16 protein-coding genes and 1 tRNA gene are annotated in these 15,751 nt (G+C 24.5%); 1 reads left to right on the top strand and 16 read right to left on the bottom strand.

The features are described 5' to 3' along the window. Positions 1–88: 88 nt before the first annotated feature. From eno to Q0087_RS08100, 16 genes are all read right to left on the bottom strand, one after another. Positions 89–1,339, bottom strand: a complete 1,251-nt coding sequence (gene eno / locus Q0087_RS08175; protein WP_297899339.1) for a phosphopyruvate hydratase — start codon at positions 1,337–1,339, stop codon at positions 89–91. Positions 1,340–2,439: 1,100 nt separating this feature from the next. Continuing rightward, a complete protein-coding gene (locus Q0087_RS08170; RefSeq protein ID WP_297899337.1) occupies positions 2,440–2,619 on the bottom strand; it encodes a DNA-directed RNA polymerase subunit K in 180 nt (59 codons plus the stop codon). Between the two features lie 105 nt (positions 2,620–2,724). Beyond that, positions 2,725–2,895, bottom strand: coding sequence for a DNA-directed RNA polymerase subunit N (locus Q0087_RS08165; RefSeq protein WP_224426141.1), 171 nt, complete (start codon positions 2,893–2,895; stop codon positions 2,725–2,727). Between the two features lie 261 nt (positions 2,896–3,156). Then, complete coding sequence (locus tag Q0087_RS08160; protein ID WP_297899335.1) at positions 3,157–3,558, bottom strand: 30S ribosomal protein S9; 402 nt, start codon at positions 3,556–3,558, stop codon at positions 3,157–3,159. 69 nt (positions 3,559–3,627) lie between these two features. Beyond that, positions 3,628–4,050 (bottom strand): 50S ribosomal protein L13, encoded by a 423-nt coding sequence (locus Q0087_RS08155; protein WP_297899333.1) that lies wholly within the window; start codon positions 4,048–4,050, stop codon positions 3,628–3,630. 66 nt (positions 4,051–4,116) lie between these two features. Beyond that, positions 4,117–4,482 carry a 50S ribosomal protein L18e gene (locus tag Q0087_RS08150; RefSeq protein WP_297899331.1) on the bottom strand — a complete coding sequence of 122 codons (366 nt, stop codon included), beginning with the start codon at positions 4,480–4,482 and terminating at the stop codon, positions 4,117–4,119. A 26-nt stretch (positions 4,483–4,508) separates the two neighbouring features. Continuing rightward, a complete protein-coding gene (locus tag Q0087_RS08145) occupies positions 4,509–5,306 on the bottom strand; it encodes a DNA-directed RNA polymerase subunit D (RefSeq protein ID WP_297899329.1) in 798 nt (265 codons plus the stop codon). Positions 5,307–5,318: 12 nt separating this feature from the next. Next, entirely contained in the window at positions 5,319–5,711 is a 393-nt protein-coding gene (locus Q0087_RS08140) for a 30S ribosomal protein S11 (RefSeq protein WP_224426146.1), read from the bottom strand. A 14-nt stretch (positions 5,712–5,725) separates the two neighbouring features. Next, positions 5,726–6,313 carry a 30S ribosomal protein S4 gene (locus tag Q0087_RS08135; protein ID WP_297899327.1) on the bottom strand — a complete coding sequence of 196 codons (588 nt, stop codon included), beginning with the start codon at positions 6,311–6,313 and terminating at the stop codon, positions 5,726–5,728. Between the two features lie 408 nt (positions 6,314–6,721). Beyond that, positions 6,722–7,171, bottom strand: a complete 450-nt coding sequence (locus Q0087_RS08130) for a 30S ribosomal protein S13 (protein WP_297899429.1) — start codon at positions 7,169–7,171, stop codon at positions 6,722–6,724. Between the two features lie 543 nt (positions 7,172–7,714). Next, a tRNA-Ser gene (locus Q0087_RS08125) sits at positions 7,715–7,798 on the bottom strand. Between the two features lie 542 nt (positions 7,799–8,340). Next, positions 8,341–9,534: an Ig-like domain repeat protein gene (locus tag Q0087_RS08120; protein WP_297899427.1), complete on the bottom strand. Its 1,194-nt coding sequence runs from the start codon at positions 9,532–9,534 to the stop codon at positions 8,341–8,343. Between the two features lie 367 nt (positions 9,535–9,901). Further along, positions 9,902–11,863 carry a right-handed parallel beta-helix repeat-containing protein gene (locus tag Q0087_RS08115; protein ID WP_297899326.1) on the bottom strand — a complete coding sequence of 654 codons (1,962 nt, stop codon included), beginning with the start codon at positions 11,861–11,863 and terminating at the stop codon, positions 9,902–9,904. A 685-nt stretch (positions 11,864–12,548) separates the two neighbouring features. Then, on the bottom strand, positions 12,549–13,067 hold the full coding sequence (locus Q0087_RS08110; RefSeq protein WP_297899323.1) for a hypothetical protein: 519 nt from the start codon (positions 13,065–13,067) through the stop codon (positions 12,549–12,551). A gap of 28 nt (positions 13,068–13,095) precedes the next feature. After that, entirely contained in the window at positions 13,096–13,713 is a 618-nt protein-coding gene (locus tag Q0087_RS08105) for an energy-coupling factor ABC transporter permease (RefSeq protein WP_297899320.1), read from the bottom strand. Positions 13,714–13,844: 131 nt separating this feature from the next. After that, on the bottom strand, positions 13,845–14,168 hold the full coding sequence (locus Q0087_RS08100) for a hypothetical protein (protein WP_297899318.1): 324 nt from the start codon (positions 14,166–14,168) through the stop codon (positions 13,845–13,847). 715 nt (positions 14,169–14,883) lie between these two features. On the opposite strand from Q0087_RS08100, the gene Q0087_RS08095 reads away from it, so the two are divergent. Beyond that, the gene (locus tag Q0087_RS08095; RefSeq protein ID WP_297899316.1) at positions 14,884–15,579 is read left to right on the top strand and encodes a hypothetical protein; all 696 of its coding nucleotides are present in this window, start codon (positions 14,884–14,886) and stop codon (positions 15,577–15,579) included. Positions 15,580–15,751: the final 172 nt, after the last annotated feature.

The raw sequence follows: 15,751 nt of genomic DNA, 5'->3' as shown, positions 1-15,751 counted from the left end.
ATATAATTTATTAAATTTTATTCATTATAATTTAAAGTATTAATTTTAAAAAATACTAAAAATTAATTACTTAATTTTTAAAATCAGATTATTTATCTAATTTAGCCATAATTGGATTAGATAACTCTTCTTCTATACGAATTAATTCATTTAATTTTGCTATTCTTTCCCCACCTAAAGCACCAGTTTTGATTAAAGGTGCACCGAAAGCAACAGCTAAATGAGCAATAGTCTCATCAGTTGTTTCACCAGACCTATGAGAAACAACAGGTGCAACATCATTTTCTTTAGCTAATTTAACAGTTGCATAAGTTTCAGAAAGAGATCCAATCTGATTAGGTTTAATAATAATTGCATTAGCTGCATTCATTTCAATCCCTTTAGCTAAAATTTCTTTATTTGTAACAAATAAATCATCCCCACAAACAAGACATTTATCTCCAATTAGGGAATTTAGCTCTTTAAATCCTTCAAAATCAGATTCATCAAATGGATCTTCGACATATATCATGTCATAAGTTTCAACAATATCTTTGACAAACTCAATTTGGTCTCCAGTATCTCTTGAAACATTATCTTGAGAATAAACATATTTTTCTTGATTATTATCCCAAAATTCAGAAGCAGCCATATCCAAAGCTGGGCGAATAGTTACTCCAGTTTCATCCCCAACTTCTTCACAAGCTTGAGCTTGAATCTCTAAAGCAACATCATTACTAACATTTGGAACCCATCCACCCTCGTCACCTTTACCACCAGTGAAAAGAGAATCTTTAATCTGAATAAGTTCTTTCAATTTTTTATGAACTTGTGAGTTTGCAAAAACTGCCTCAGTAATATTATTTGCACCAGAGGGAACTATTAAAAATTCTTGAATATCTGGAGCATGAATACCTGCATGAGCTCCTCCATTCATCATATTACCTAAAGGATAGGGAATTTCATTAACAAGATTCCCTCCCAAATATTTATAAAGAGGCAAATTATATGAAGCTGCTGCTGCTTTAGCTACTGCCATAGATACTGCAACAGTTGTATTTCCACCAATAGATGAATAATTATCAGTTCCATCAATTTCTTTTAAAACCATGTCGATATCTGAAATATCTTCAGCATCCATTCCAATAAGTTCAGAAGAAATCAAATCTTCAACTTCGCTAATAATTTTGTCTACTCCACCCTCAGGAAATGAAACAACTTCCCTAGATCCAGTACTTGCACCACTTGGAGCTGCAGCTCGTCCGAACCCATTCCAAGTTAGAATATCCACTTCGACGGTGGCATTTCCTCTACTATCTAAAATTTTTCTAACACGAACATCTTCTATAACACTATCCAAAAAAACACCCCAAGGATATTAATCAAGATTTATTAATATATAAAACCCATATACTACAACAATAAGACAAATAAGTATTATAAACATATTATTGAATAAGATAAAACTTATTAAGTAAAATAATAATCAACTGAAATAAAATATTATTGAAACATAATTAAGTAAAAACACATAATGAAATATAATATTACTATAATTTATTATATTACTATAATTTACTATTAATGAAATATAATATTACTATAATTTATTATATTACTATAATTTAGCATAATATTGATTTAACCTAAAATTAATAGGCAAATAGTACTAAATTGTATAATATTTACATCTAATTATATAACTAAAAGAAAATCTATCCAAAGAAAATTATCCTAGTTAATAAAAAGCACTTATCTCAGAATTTATTATTATACATATTATGATTCAATATTTTATAATTTCAACTATATAACCTATAATGAGATTAAAAATCTTTTATAAAAATAGAAGTTGATTTATAGATTATTATAATACCATTAAAAACATTGCTTACATATCATTTAAATTTTGTTTATTTTATTATTTTATAATAATTTATTAATTTTTTAATAATTTATTATTAATTCATTAGTTTATTAATTTATTATTTATAAAAATATTTTTTATATTTTAATTTTATGATTTCAAAATATAGAATATTTGATTATTTATAAATTTTTATATATATTTTCATTATGTAATTTAATATATTATGTAATCTAATATTATAAGATTTAATATTAATATATACATAATTTATCCTTATTTAGTATATAAATTTAATCTTTGTTTTAATATTATTTAATATTATTTTAATATTATTTTAATATTTAGTGAGATTTATTTTTATTTTAATATTAAAAAAATAGAAATATAATTTATTTATTATAAAATTATTTATAATCTTATTATTTATTCTATTTATTGATAATTTACAATAACAAGAATAATAATTATAATAATTATAATAATTAATATTATAAAATTAGTATTAATATATATTGATAATTCACTATTTAATCTAAATAATATTATAATAAATATATTAGACTAACTATTATCTAATTATAATTAATATCTTATTCATCCCTTTTAACATCTAAGGGTAGAACTTTATTTTCAAGTTCTAAAGCAGCTATATCAATTGGATCAATAGATTCAGATACTTTTACTAAAGGTTTAGCACCCATAGAAAGTTGAAGCGCTCTTGCTCCAAGAAGTCTAGCTTTTTCAAATCTTGTTAATTTATTTGTTGCCATTTTATATCCCCATTAATTCCATAATTAACTAAATATTCACAGATAATAAAAAATACCATATTAATTAAAATTAAAAATTAAAGTAGACAAAATCATATTAAAACATTATTCCCATGTTTCAACATGAGTAATTAACATTCTTCTACAACAGTATCTTTTAAGACCCATATCATCAAGAATGGCTTTTGAATCTTCCCCATCTGCCATCCGACTATTATATTCATCAAAATATGCTGAAACTGGTTTTCCGCAACTTATACATCTTATAGGAATCATATTAAATCATCATTTCCTTTTTAAATTTTATTAAAATACAAATTTAATTATAAATTAAATTTTTTAAGGTAATAATTCAATCACTAATCAATTATATAATAACTAATCAATTATATAATAAATTTTATATTAAAATTTTTAAAAAATTTTAAATTTGAAAAAATTGAATATTCAAAAAAAGTTAGAATATTCAAAGTTAGAATATTTTAAAAAAATAATCTATTATTAATATGTATAAAAAAATATAAAAAGTTTATCGAATCACCGATAACTTTTTTGTTTACGTGCTCTTGCTCCAGGACCACCATATTTTTTTGGTTCAGAACGTCTTGGATCTCCAACTAACATTGTTCTATCATATTGAACAAATTTTTCTTTAAGATCCATATCATTAGTCCATTGTACTAATCCTTTTGCAATAACCATACGTGCAGCTTCTGCTTGACCCATAACTCCTCCACCAATAACTTTAATATTGATATCAACATCATTAGCTATATCTCCAGCTAAAGTTAAAGGTTCAGCTAATTTTAATTTAGCAAGCTCTGGTGAATAAAGTTCAATTGGTCTTTTATTAATCCTAATTCTACCTTTACCTTCTTGAACAGTACCACGAGCAATAGCTGTTTTACGCTTTCCACTTGTGTGAACAACTTTTTTCATTAAAACACATCCATAAATAAAACTATTAAAGAAACATAATTTATAAAAATTTAGAATTTAACTAAAAATTTAAAATTTAGCTCCTAAAAGTTTTGATATTTCACCTAATTCTATTCCTTTTTTGATATTACCATATTCTGCAGCAGGTACTTTAGATGTTTCTGAATCATTAAATTCTTTTGGAACTCCAACATAAGCTTTTAAACCTTTAAATGCAGTTTTTCCTTTAGATTTTTTAATCGGTAACATTCCCCTTACAGTTCTTCTAAATATCTCTTCAGGTCTTCTTGGGTATTTTGGACCTAAATCTCTTGGATTAGAAATACTCGCTCTATCAAGTCTTTGTTTATACTTTGCATATGCCCAATCTTTTGAGCCAGTGAGCATTATTTTCTCAGCATTGAGAACAACAATCTCCTCACCTTCAAGAAGTTTTTTACTTGTTATACTAGCAAGTCTTCCTAAAATATGTCCTTCTCCATCAATAATCATTAATAACACCTTTATTAATTAAATTGTAGTTTGATATAGTCTAAATAATCATTATATAAACTATAATCATTCAACAATCTTTATATTACTACCTTTAGGATTTTTTTCGATTATTTCACTGATAGAAATACATTCTCCACCAGATTTTTCAATTTTTTCTTGAGCTGTTTTTGAAAATTTTAAAGCTGCAATACTAACTTCATGGTCAAGTTGACCATTAGCTAAAACTTTACCTGGAACAAGGACAGTTTGATTTTCTTCTGAAACCCTGTTAATATCAGACAAGTTAACTTCAGCTTGATTTCTAGCTGCTCTTTCTAACCTTTGAGCAACATCTTTCCAAATAGCTACCTCTTCATTGTAAGATTTATCTTTAAGATTTCTTATGAGTTGAATGAGGTTAGGATTTGTTTTGATAACTTTTCTAGCCATTAGTTCTCTCTCCTTTATCCCCTATGTTAATTTTTACTAAATGTTATAAACTTGTCTGTTTTTTCATTTAAAACATCACAAGCTTTTAATAAAACCTCTTCAGGAGGCATTGATCCATCAGTTTCAATTCTAAATATGAAATTCTCTGGCTCAAAACTAATATCAATATAATTATTCTCATCAGCTCTCATACAAGCTTTACACATAGAACAATCTTCAATATTTTGTACTTTTAAAACTTTAGATCTTTTGTCAGATTTTAAAATATTTCTAGGACAAATATCTGCTAAATCATAATTAACTTCAGCATCTTCATTAAAAGTAATTTTAGGATATTGTTTATAGGCACAGACAGTAGTAGGCATCCATTTCGCATGATCTTTACCTAAACCAATTTTTGCTACTGCTTCCAATTCCACATTTTGATTTTCTTTGAGTTTTAAGAGTGGTATTGTGTCATATACTGGTTTTATTGTTGAGTCAGTTGAAACTAAATCCTTAGAATAAATAACTCCAGGACCTGTTTTATTTAAAGTAAAAGAAACACTACATTTAGGACAATAATCCTCACAATCACATTCATCAGCCATTTCCATTCCATCAATAGCATCAAAATTTGAAATTAAAGGAGTCAATCCTAGTCTGTGAGCTAAAACCTCATTAAACATTGCTGAATCGTTTTGAATAATATTAACATCTTCAATTGCTATTTTAGGAACTTCCATCATAGCAATTCTACGAATAGCATTGATAAAAGGTACTTCTGCATCACGAATGATGAAAACAATTTCATTTTCATCTTTACTTTTGACTTCAATCTCCATATTAGACCCTTCTTAAACTCTTCTTCCTCTTTTACCACCAGGTCGTCCAGTACCATCATGTGGAATTGGAGTAATATCTTCAATTTTACCAATTCTGATTCCTGCCCTAGCTAAAGCACGAATAGTAGCTTGTGCACCAGGACCTGGACTTCTTGGACCGTTTCCACCAGGAGCTCTTACTTTAATATGTAAACCAACAAATCCTTTTTCTTTAGCATCATCAGCAGCCCTAGTAGCTGCTTCCATAGCTGCAAAAGGAGATGCTTCTTGTCTATCCGCACGAACAACTTTTCCACCAGACCATTGACAAATAGTTTCAGCCCCAGTGATATCAGTTACAGTGATTATAGTATTGTTGAATGATGAGTAAATATTAGCTATTCCCCATTTTTCATCTTTCGCCATTGTTTCACCATTTATTAATTTTCATCTGGATTTTTCACATTCTCTGCGTTTTCAACAGAAGCATCTGCACTTTCTACAGGTCTTCCTGCTGATTTTCCAGCATTATACTCTTGAATTTGTTTAGCTATAGCAGGAGTGTAATAACCTATAAGATCTTCTTCTCCACGTCTAACAACATAACTTGGAGAATCAATTTTTTTATCATTCATAGCTATGTGACCATGTACAACAAACATTCTTGCTTCTTTAGCTGTTCTAGCAAGCCCTTTTTGGTGTACAACAGTCTGTAGTCTCCTTCTTAAAACATTTTCAACAGTTAAATTAAGAATATCTTCTAATTGAGCATTTTCTGCAAGTATTCCTTGTCTAGTTAAATGTCCAATTAATTCGTTTTTCTCTTCCACTACTTGGTCTTGAGAGAAACCTAATAAGTATCTTGCTTCCCTACTGTATTTTCTAACTAAAGTGTCGGCTTTCCAAATCTCTTTCTTATTTTTTAAGCCATATTTGACCATTAGTTTATTTTCTGACTTGATTCTTTCAGCATTCCAAGGATGAGGTGGAGTATCATATTTTTTTCTTGCTTTTCTTGGATGACCCATTATATAATCTCCTTAAATTTTATTATAATTAAATTTTATCCGATAATCTATTCGATAATTTAATAAAAATAATAGCTTTTAATTATTTAATATAAAATAAACATCTAAAAATGTTTATTTAATAAAGCTTAGTATTTTAAATTAAAAACTTACATCAATAATTTCGATTAAAACCATTATTTTAACACAAAATTAAATATGTTTCAATTAAAAACTTAGATTTAAACTTAAAGATATGAAAATTATTTAATAATATATCTTTATTATAAATAGATCTTTATTATAAAAATAATTCTCCATTTAAAACAAATTATTATGAATTAATAATTTATTAAGATAATTTATCAAAATAAGTTTAAAAAAAGCTTAATATTAAAATAATCTTAGAAAAAGCCCATAAAAACTAAATTATCCTCTTCTTCGACTTACACCAACAGATGAACCTTTTCTAAATGTAGATTTAGTTCTTTGACCTCTAACAGGCAATCCAACTTCATGTCTTCTGCCTTTGTAACTTCTGGTCTTTTTCATTCTATTTAAATCATCTCTTAAAGTCATGTCAAGATCAGATTCAATTAAATGACTAGTTTCGCCAGTAGCATAGTCACGTTGTCTGTTTAACATCCATTCAGGTATGTTATATTTTTGAGGATTCTCTAAAGCTTCTTCAATTTTTACGACATCTTCATCTGAGATATATCCTATTTTTTGATTTAAATCAAATCCCATAGCTAAACCAAGAGACCTTGATAAGGATAATCCTACACCTTTAATATCGGTTAAAGCATGTTCAATAGTTTTTTTACCATCTACATCCTTTCTGGAAATACGCACCAAGTGCTTAAAATCGTCTTCCATTAAATAACCTCCGATTAGTAGAGCGAACCCATGAGACGTAAAATCTGGATTCGAATATTTTGTATGAAATTTCACTACAAAACACAGTTTTCAACAATTTAAACTTAGTCAATATTAAAATTATTAGTAATATAAAAAAAATCTTAATAATTAAATCTATAATTAAAAATTAATAATTAATATTTAGAAATTTTTAAAAAAATATTAAACATATAAAAATATTAAAAATCTAAAAATATTAAATAATATTAAATATTAATAATGTTAAAAACTATTAAAAAATACTAAAAAGTATTAAAATGACATTAAACACATTTAAAGAATTTAAACATTAAATATTCCTTAAAACATTAATTAAAAGATCTTTATTAATTATATTAATCCTAAGAGTACACTATCAGCCATATAACAATCAAAAGAATTTATCAATAAGTTCAAGAGTTTTTAAAATATTAAAAAGTCAAGAAGTATTAAAAATATGACTTTTATAAAACTTAATGAATAATCAATAAAAGTACATTAATTGTTTTATATACCAATAAACGCCGAGACTGGGATTTGAACCCAGGAGGGGAAATCCCCACAAGATTTCCAGTCTTGCGCCTTACCAGGCTAGACTATCTCGGCAAGATAATTTAGCAATTAAAACATAGTTTTCACAAGAAGAAACATACTTCATCGAGAAAAAAGCTTTAAAAACTTATTAAAAATGTGAATTTGACATAAAAATCAATTTCAACAAATTAAATACTTAATAAACAATATTTATCTGATTAATGCTAAAAATACGACATCTTCAAAACTATAATCAGTTATAATAAAGTTACATATTAAGGATAAAACAATATTTTAACTTTAAAACATTTAAACTTTACGGTTCATACTTTTTTTTAAAGTTTAGATTGAGATTTAAAATTTATTAATTAAGTTTAATATTATAATTAAATTTAATTTAATATAAAAATATTCCTATTAAAAATAATAAAAATAAATTGTTAAAATAAAAATATAGAAATAAATTGTTAAAATAAAAATATAGAAATAATAAAAATATAGAAATAATAAAAATAGATGAATAGAAAGAAATAATCATAATTTATACAACTATAACTATATTCAATATATTCCCAATAAATATTAAATCAATTTTTATTATATATGTAGTAAAGCTAAACAATAGTAATATAAACCTTTTTAAATGAATTATATGTATTGTAAGTATCAGTTGTTATCTTTGGAGTTAATAAAACTCTTCCAGGTTTTTTAGTTTTAAAAACTAGCTTTATTAATGAAGTTCCAACTTTAGCTTTACTAATAGTCCACGTAAATGTTTTAGTCTTTGAATTATACTTTTTACTACCATTACCAATTGCTTTAACATATTGAAGTCCACTGGTTATTTTATAAGTCAATTTGGTATTTGTTGCACTATCTGGACCATCATTCTTTATTCTATAGAATATTGTTACTAAAGTTCCTACCTTTGGTTTGGCTTTATTAGTAGTAATTACAGAATAAAGACCAGCAGATTTAACTTTTAAAGTAGCAGTGTTAACCAAATCATTACCATATTTAGCTGAAACTGTATGTCTACCTGTGGATAACTTAACTTTGTAATCTATTGTGGCAACGCCATTTTTATTAGTTTTAGATGAACCAACATATTTATTATCCACATAAAAATTAACTAGTTTATTAGCTATCTTTTTGTTATTGTATGTCAATAATGATTTTATTTGAGTTTTTTTATTCTTATCTGCAAAAATATTAGTAACTTTCAAATTATAAGAATTTTTGACAATTGTTAGTTTTCCAGTTCCAGACGAAGTAGAATATACGTTATCCCCTAAAAATTTAGCATTAATAGCATATATTCCTTTATTACTTTTAAAATTGATTTTAGCTATTCCTCCATTATCCGTTATTGCATTATATGCCTTTCCATTAATTGAAAATTGTATTTTTTTATTTAAAATAGGTTTATTTGAGTTATCCTTTAGAGTAGCCATTATATTGACATTTGTATTTTCCGAAGTCTTTATATTATTAACAGTGAGTTTTGTTTCTTTTTTAACATTATTCAAATTAACAAAAATGGTTTTTGTTCCAGGCCCGTCGGGATAATCAACATCCCATGCTTCAGCTTTTATAGTATACTTTCCATTTGGTACTGAACCAGTATCCCATACACATTCCCACCCATCATTAGGATTTTTATCAGAGATAACTTTTTCATAGTTATTAGGACCAGATATTTTGAAAGTAACCCCTTTATCATCAATAGCTGTATGTGTCCTTATAGAAGTTTTTATTTTAACCATACCATTAACATTAGAGTTATCTATAGGAGATACAAACTTAATTTCTGGCGGAAAAGGATCATGAGCAAAAGCAATATTAGAAGAAAATCCAATAACCGCAAAAATAAATAAATAAAGATATTAAAATAATTCTCTTAAATCTAATTATAATTCCACCTTATTTAACATATTTTATTTAATAAATTTTATTAAATACCCTTTCATTAACATCATCATTCTTATATTTTTAATATAAACGTTTTGATAATCATTATACTAAATAAAAAAATAATGGAAAAAGTTTTATAACAAAATAAATATTTTAACTAAGTAAAATATAATCAAATATATTAAAAAACCTTTTACCATCAGTTTACTAAAAAATATATTATTTATAGTATTATTCATTAAATTTTTATATCTTAAACGCCTATCTTTTTAAAGTAAGTACAACTTTACCAGTAGCCCCTTTTTTCAAATTAAATTTGACAGTTAATTTACCATTCCTAAGAGAAACTTTTTTAGCATATTTATAAGAAGCTTTAGAAAGTTTAAACTTTTTTAAATCAATTGTGACAACTTTTGATCCTGCTATATTACCCGTATTTTTGAATTGGATAGTTTTTGTGTAAATTTTGCCTTTTTTAATAGTTTTAGTTGTTTCAGATATTTTTTTAATAATAGTTAAATTAACATTAGATATAGAACTTGAAACAGTAGATTTTTTATATTGTGTATTGTCTATCTTAGAATCACTTGATAAAACTTGGAAATTTAATTTTCCAGTTGTTGTAGGAGCGTATGTAAATGTTGCAATTCCATTTGAATCGGTTTTTCTGATTATAGTTTTTGACCCTATCTTAAGTATAATACTCTGATCTTTTACATTAACTCCATTTATGCCAGTAGATTTAATTTTTAAAGTAATTTTTCCACCATTTGAAGCTTGATTTGCACTTAGTACATTTAAACTAGTGCTGTAAATATTAGAATTTTCCTTATAGGTTGCATTAGTGCCTTTATATAAACTGTTACTTATAAATTCAGATCTAGATGTATTCATTTCACTATATTGTAGGAATATTGCATTTCCATATTCAGCCATATTATTTATAAACTTGGAATCTTTGACATTCATAGTTCCATTTTCATCTTGATAGATTGCTCCACCATTATCCGCATAATTATTTGTAAATATACATCCATCAACTAAGAAATTTTTAGCTTTATTATAAATTCCTGCACCAAAATCTCCAGAATTTTTTGTAAAATTTGAGTTTATAACTGTGAAATTTTCTCCAGCATTTTTAATAGCTCTTTCACTTGATTCAAAAAAACAGTCTTTAACAGTTACATTATATCCAGGACTATCACTTGAAGCCGATGGAGCATTGTTAATTGCAGAATCTTTACAATTTTTAAAAGTAGAGTTTTCTATCCATATATTTCCACCACCCACAATAGAGATTGCAGAATCTTTACCTCCATCAAAGTATGAATGTAAAATTGTAACATTAGTTGCAGCAAAATTTAATGTTTCAGAATTATTATACCCTTTTATATATGACAAAGTAACATTATTTCCATCAAAAGCTATTGGACAACAAGGAAAATTAGTAACTGTGATATTTGTAAATAATATATTATTTCCACTTGATTGAATAGGACAACAAACCATTGCAGATATTGCGAAAGGATTTGTTTCTATAAGTAAAGAATTCTTAATTGTAAAATAATTCCCCCAATTATCAATACCATATCTATTAGGGTTATATATTGTCACATTATCTACAGTAGAATAATTTCCACTAGTAGCTATAGTTCTTGCAGGTCCTTCAAAAGTACCAGGACTAATAATTAAAGAATTTTTTATAGTAAAATTATTTCCACTATTCCAAATTAACGTAGGCCTAATAGCATTAGTAGCACCTTTTTGAGGGGAAGACTCTTTAATAGTTACACCAGAAATAAATAAATTATCTCCTTCATTTCTAATTGCTGCACTATCGTTTAAAGCGCCAGAACTTGTAAAACCTTTTAATGTTATATTTATTAAGGACAAACGAGCATTAGAGCCAACATTAAATAGCCAATTTGCCTTCCAATTAGTTCCTTCACCATCAATTATTGTTTTATCTCTTGAATTACCTATAATTGTAATGTTTTTATTATTAAATGTTAAATTAACATTTTTTGTACCTTTATATGTACCATCAGCCAATTTTATAATTCCTTCAGAATCATCATTAACACTATCAATACTTTCATTTAAATTTCCATTAGTAGAATTTATATTGATAGTTGTAGGTTCACTTGCACTAACAGCACTTATCGTCAAAACAGACAAAGAAAAAATAATTAAGATTAATATATTTAATTTATTTTTATTCATGATTTAAAACCTCCTTATATTTATTCTAATAAATTAAAGATTACTATATTAAGAAATATTGCTAAAAATATGAAAATAAGACTAGTATAATATTTTATTTAATATTAAAACTATCCTAACAATATGAATGAGTTTTTATTCTCTTATTCTTTATATTACCTCTTAATATAAATTGAATTTTTAGTAATAACTATTTAAATATTTGTAAAAATTAGGTAGAATAAATAATGTTTAAAATTAAAATAAAGAATAATTAAATTATTAAACATGCCAAAAACTATTGAAAAATAGTAAAATAATATATAAAATAAAAATAGTCCAGAAAATTATAATAGTAATAACTATGGATAAAAAAATATCAACAAAAAAATTAAGAATAATTTAATAAATATTATTATTTTAAGTAATTTTAAATAAACATAACAATAGTAATAATTATCAAGATAAAATGAGTATTATAAATTTAATATATAATTTAAAGGAAAAATATAATATTTTAAAAATGGTAATACTCTTCAATGAAATAATACTATTGTTATATTGCAATTATACCCATATCAATGATAGAAAAAAATTAAGATAACTAGAAATATAAAAAATTAAAATCAATGAAAAGTTAAAAATAATTAAAAGTTAAAAATAATTAAAAGTTAAAAAAAATTAAGAATATTGGATTATTATTAAATTATTTTTTTCTCTTTACAATAAATGTACCAATTGTTGAAACTAATGCAATAATAACAACTATAAGAATTAATGATGTGAAATCTAAATGCATATTTCCAACATTATTATTAGAAATTTGAGAAGATTTGGAATTTGTATTTTCAGTGCTATTAAGCTCTTTTAAATTAATCAAACCATTTTTAATAGAATCTTCATCAGAATTAACTACAATAATTCTATTAGACAACTCTTGATGCTTTTTTAAAAATTCATTAGTGACATTTTGATATGCAACAACTAATATTTTTTTATTCTTATTTGATAATGCATGTTCAAGTTGATGTTCTACATCTGCTTGAGAAGTAAATTTATAAACTTTAACATCAAAATTCATGTCTTCAGCTAATTTTTTAGCCATAATACCAGTTGAATCATCAGACAATACCATAACATCTTCAGTAACATCTACACCATGCGCATTTATTCCATTTATTATAAAAAATGATATAAGTATGATAAAAATCACTTTAAGCTTCATTTTTACTTTCTCCATGATAATAAAATAATTAAAATTTATCTAATGTCATTAAATCAGGTTTAACTTTTTCAATTGTAGAAACAATCAAAGTAGTTGCAAAACTTTCTATTATTCCAACAAATAAATAGAAAGGCAATAATGAATAAATTAATGTTTCTAATGATGTAGATCCAGAAATCACTAAAATTGAAATTTGAGTTAATGTTGCAAAAATAATTCCCATTAATGTAGCAATAAAAATTCCAATGGTTTTGTTAAATCTAGAAACAAGAATGTAAAAAATATAAGTCCCTATACTAAGAGCTATACCCATTGAACAGACATTTGCACCTAAAGTTGTTAAACCCCCCATTCCTAAAAATAATTGAACCAATAATGATAAAAAGGATACAGCAATCCCATTCAAAGGACCCAATAAAATTACGACTAATGGAATTAGGAAAAAGTGTATTGGAACTCCAAATGGTGAAGGAATAGAAATCGAAGTTGCCACAACTGTTGCAACAGATAATAATGCTATTAATACAAAACGTTGCTCCGATTGATTTTTAGACATCTTATATGAAAATATTGATAAAGCAATAATCATTATTGCCCAATAAATTAAAGCTTGGTTTAATGGAATTATTCCATCTGGTAAATGCATTAATATTTCCTCCTGATTAAATAATGTAAAAAATGATAATTTTCAAAATTTAAAAATTAAACTTAAAAATTAAACTTAAAAATTAAATATAAAAATTAAATATAAAAAAGTATAATTAAAAGTATCTTATCTTAATGAATTTTAAATTTATAAAACACAATTAGCCCAATAAGAGCTAAAATTGTTATTATAATTATCAATATATTATTTAATGAAAATATATTTCCTAAAACATTATTTGTATTATTATTAAAGTTGTTTTGAGTATTATTAGATTTATTAGTACTATTAGTAATATTATTAATATTATTTTTACTTTGAATATTATCTTCGTAATTAGAATTCTTATTTTTAGAATCCTTATTAGAATCAGATTTTAGATTAGAATTTTCATTTTTTGAATTAGTGGATTCAGAAATTTGATTTAAATCATCAGGAATTTCAGTATCCTCCACAGTAACTTCATCTACATAATCTTCATGCCCAGGATGCTAGGGATGAGCATTTACAATAGAAAAATTCATGGAACCAAATAAAACTAAAATCATAATGATGGATATTTTTTTAAATTTTAGAATAATTAGCCTCCTTTAGTATTTTAATAATAAATAATGCAATAATGATTGAATAAGAAGATATTTAATAAAATTACACTTAATAAAATTACATCTTATAATATACAGTAATACATTATATAAATTTTGTGTTATTACTGAAAACCCTTATTTTTAGATTAAAGTAATACTAATAATATTTAAATGATTTTTTAGAGTTTTTATCATTATAAAATGATTAATTTTAAATAAATATTGACAGGATATTATTAGGCATATAATAAAAATAAAATAAAATAAAAAAATATAGAATATAGTAAAAAAATAATTTTTGAAAATAAATAAAATTTAAAAAATAGTTATAAATATAAAAAAGTAAAAGATTATAATTTAAATAATATTATTGTAATAGATTATAATTAACTAATAATATACAATATAAAATGAAGTAAGTTTAAAAAGAGATATTAATTATTTAATAAACCAATAATGGCAAAGTATTATATTATTAAAAATTTTATAAATATTGCCTAAAATTAGATAAAATAAAGAAAAAACACCCAATCATATTGCAAGAAACTATTTTTTTATTTTTTTAAAATAAGGAGTAAGAAATATGAAGAAAAATATAATTTTACTCATGGTAATAATATTAGTATTTATTCTGGTAGGTTCTTATATTTTTGCTATAAATTCAGAAAATAATCTTTCTTCTAAAGTTATAGGTGAAACACAGCTAGGTAAAGTTTCACTTGAAGGCCCTTATGGAAATCCAAATTCAAAAAATAAAATAGCTATTATTATTGGTGTTCACCCATTAGAATATCAATGCCATAATTCATTATTAAAAAATCTAAAAAGATATTCAAATTCATTGAATAATTCTTATTATGTTTATACAATAAATGTTACTAAAGACAGTAGTAATTTTGATAAAGGAAGGATGAATGGGCAGATATTAGCAAGAGATTATGTAGTTCCTGATATAAACAATAAAAAATATAATTTGGTTGTTGATTTTCATGGAAATAGAGGAGTTTATGAAAAATATAACTTTATTATAGCTCCATTAAATGATAAAGAATCAGAAAAAATAGGTCAAAGGATAATAAAAAATATATCTGGAATGAGTATGTTAAAGTTTGTTCCAGCTAATGATGGACATCCGACAAGCCCTGATTTTGTTTCAATCCCTATATTAAAAAATGGAACACCTAATTTAATATATGAGACATATATAAATGAATCCACAAATTTAACAGATAAATATACATCAGAATTTTTAATAAATTTGGATAATATTAAATTTTAATATTATAAAGAAATAATAAGATTAACTATATTTAAAATAAATATAATCCCAAATAAAAAATTTAAATGATAAAAATAGCCCAATTATTAATAAATTAGCGAAAAAGATGATAGAGCAAATAAGATAATATAAGAATATAATATAAGAATATAATATAAGAATATAAAATAAG

Source organism: uncultured Methanobrevibacter sp. (assembly GCF_937881195.1).
Lineage (GTDB): Archaea > Methanobacteriota > Methanobacteria > Methanobacteriales > Methanobacteriaceae > Methanobinarius.
This window is presented reverse-complemented; position numbering and strand designations above follow the sequence as displayed.

Coding starts and splice junctions, on each gene's coding strand:
- Q0087_RS08170 (WP_297899337.1), bottom strand. CDS start 2,619: ATGGCAACAAATAAATTAACAAGATTTGAAAAAGCTAGACTTCTTGGA.
- Q0087_RS08165 (WP_224426141.1), bottom strand. CDS start 2,895: ATGATTCCTATAAGATGTATAAGTTGCGGAAAACCAGTTTCAGCATAT.
- Q0087_RS08160 (WP_297899335.1), bottom strand. CDS start 3,558: ATGAAAAAAGTTGTTCACACAAGTGGAAAGCGTAAAACAGCTATTGCT.
- Q0087_RS08155 (WP_297899333.1), bottom strand. CDS start 4,050: ATGATTATTGATGGAGAAGGACATATTTTAGGAAGACTTGCTAGTATA.
- Q0087_RS08150 (WP_297899331.1), bottom strand. CDS start 4,482: ATGGCTAGAAAAGTTATCAAAACAAATCCTAACCTCATTCAACTCATA.
- Q0087_RS08145 (WP_297899329.1), bottom strand. CDS start 5,306: ATGGAGATTGAAGTCAAAAGTAAAGATGAAAATGAAATTGTTTTCATC.
- Q0087_RS08140 (WP_224426146.1), bottom strand. CDS start 5,711: ATGGCGAAAGATGAAAAATGGGGAATAGCTAATATTTACTCATCATTC.
- Q0087_RS08135 (WP_297899327.1), bottom strand. CDS start 6,313: ATGGGTCATCCAAGAAAAGCAAGAAAAAAATATGATACTCCACCTCAT.
- Q0087_RS08130 (WP_297899429.1), bottom strand. CDS start 7,171: ATGGAAGACGATTTTAAGCACTTGGTGCGTATTTCCAGAAAGGATGTA.
- Q0087_RS08115 (WP_297899326.1), bottom strand. CDS start 11,863: ATGAATAAAAATAAATTAAATATATTAATCTTAATTATTTTTTCTTTG.
- Q0087_RS08110 (WP_297899323.1), bottom strand. CDS start 13,067: ATGAAGCTTAAAGTGATTTTTATCATACTTATATCATTTTTTATAATA.
- Q0087_RS08105 (WP_297899320.1), bottom strand. CDS start 13,713: ATGCATTTACCAGATGGAATAATTCCATTAAACCAAGCTTTAATTTAT.
- Q0087_RS08095 (WP_297899316.1), top strand. CDS start 14,884: ATGAAGAAAAATATAATTTTACTCATGGTAATAATATTAGTATTTATT.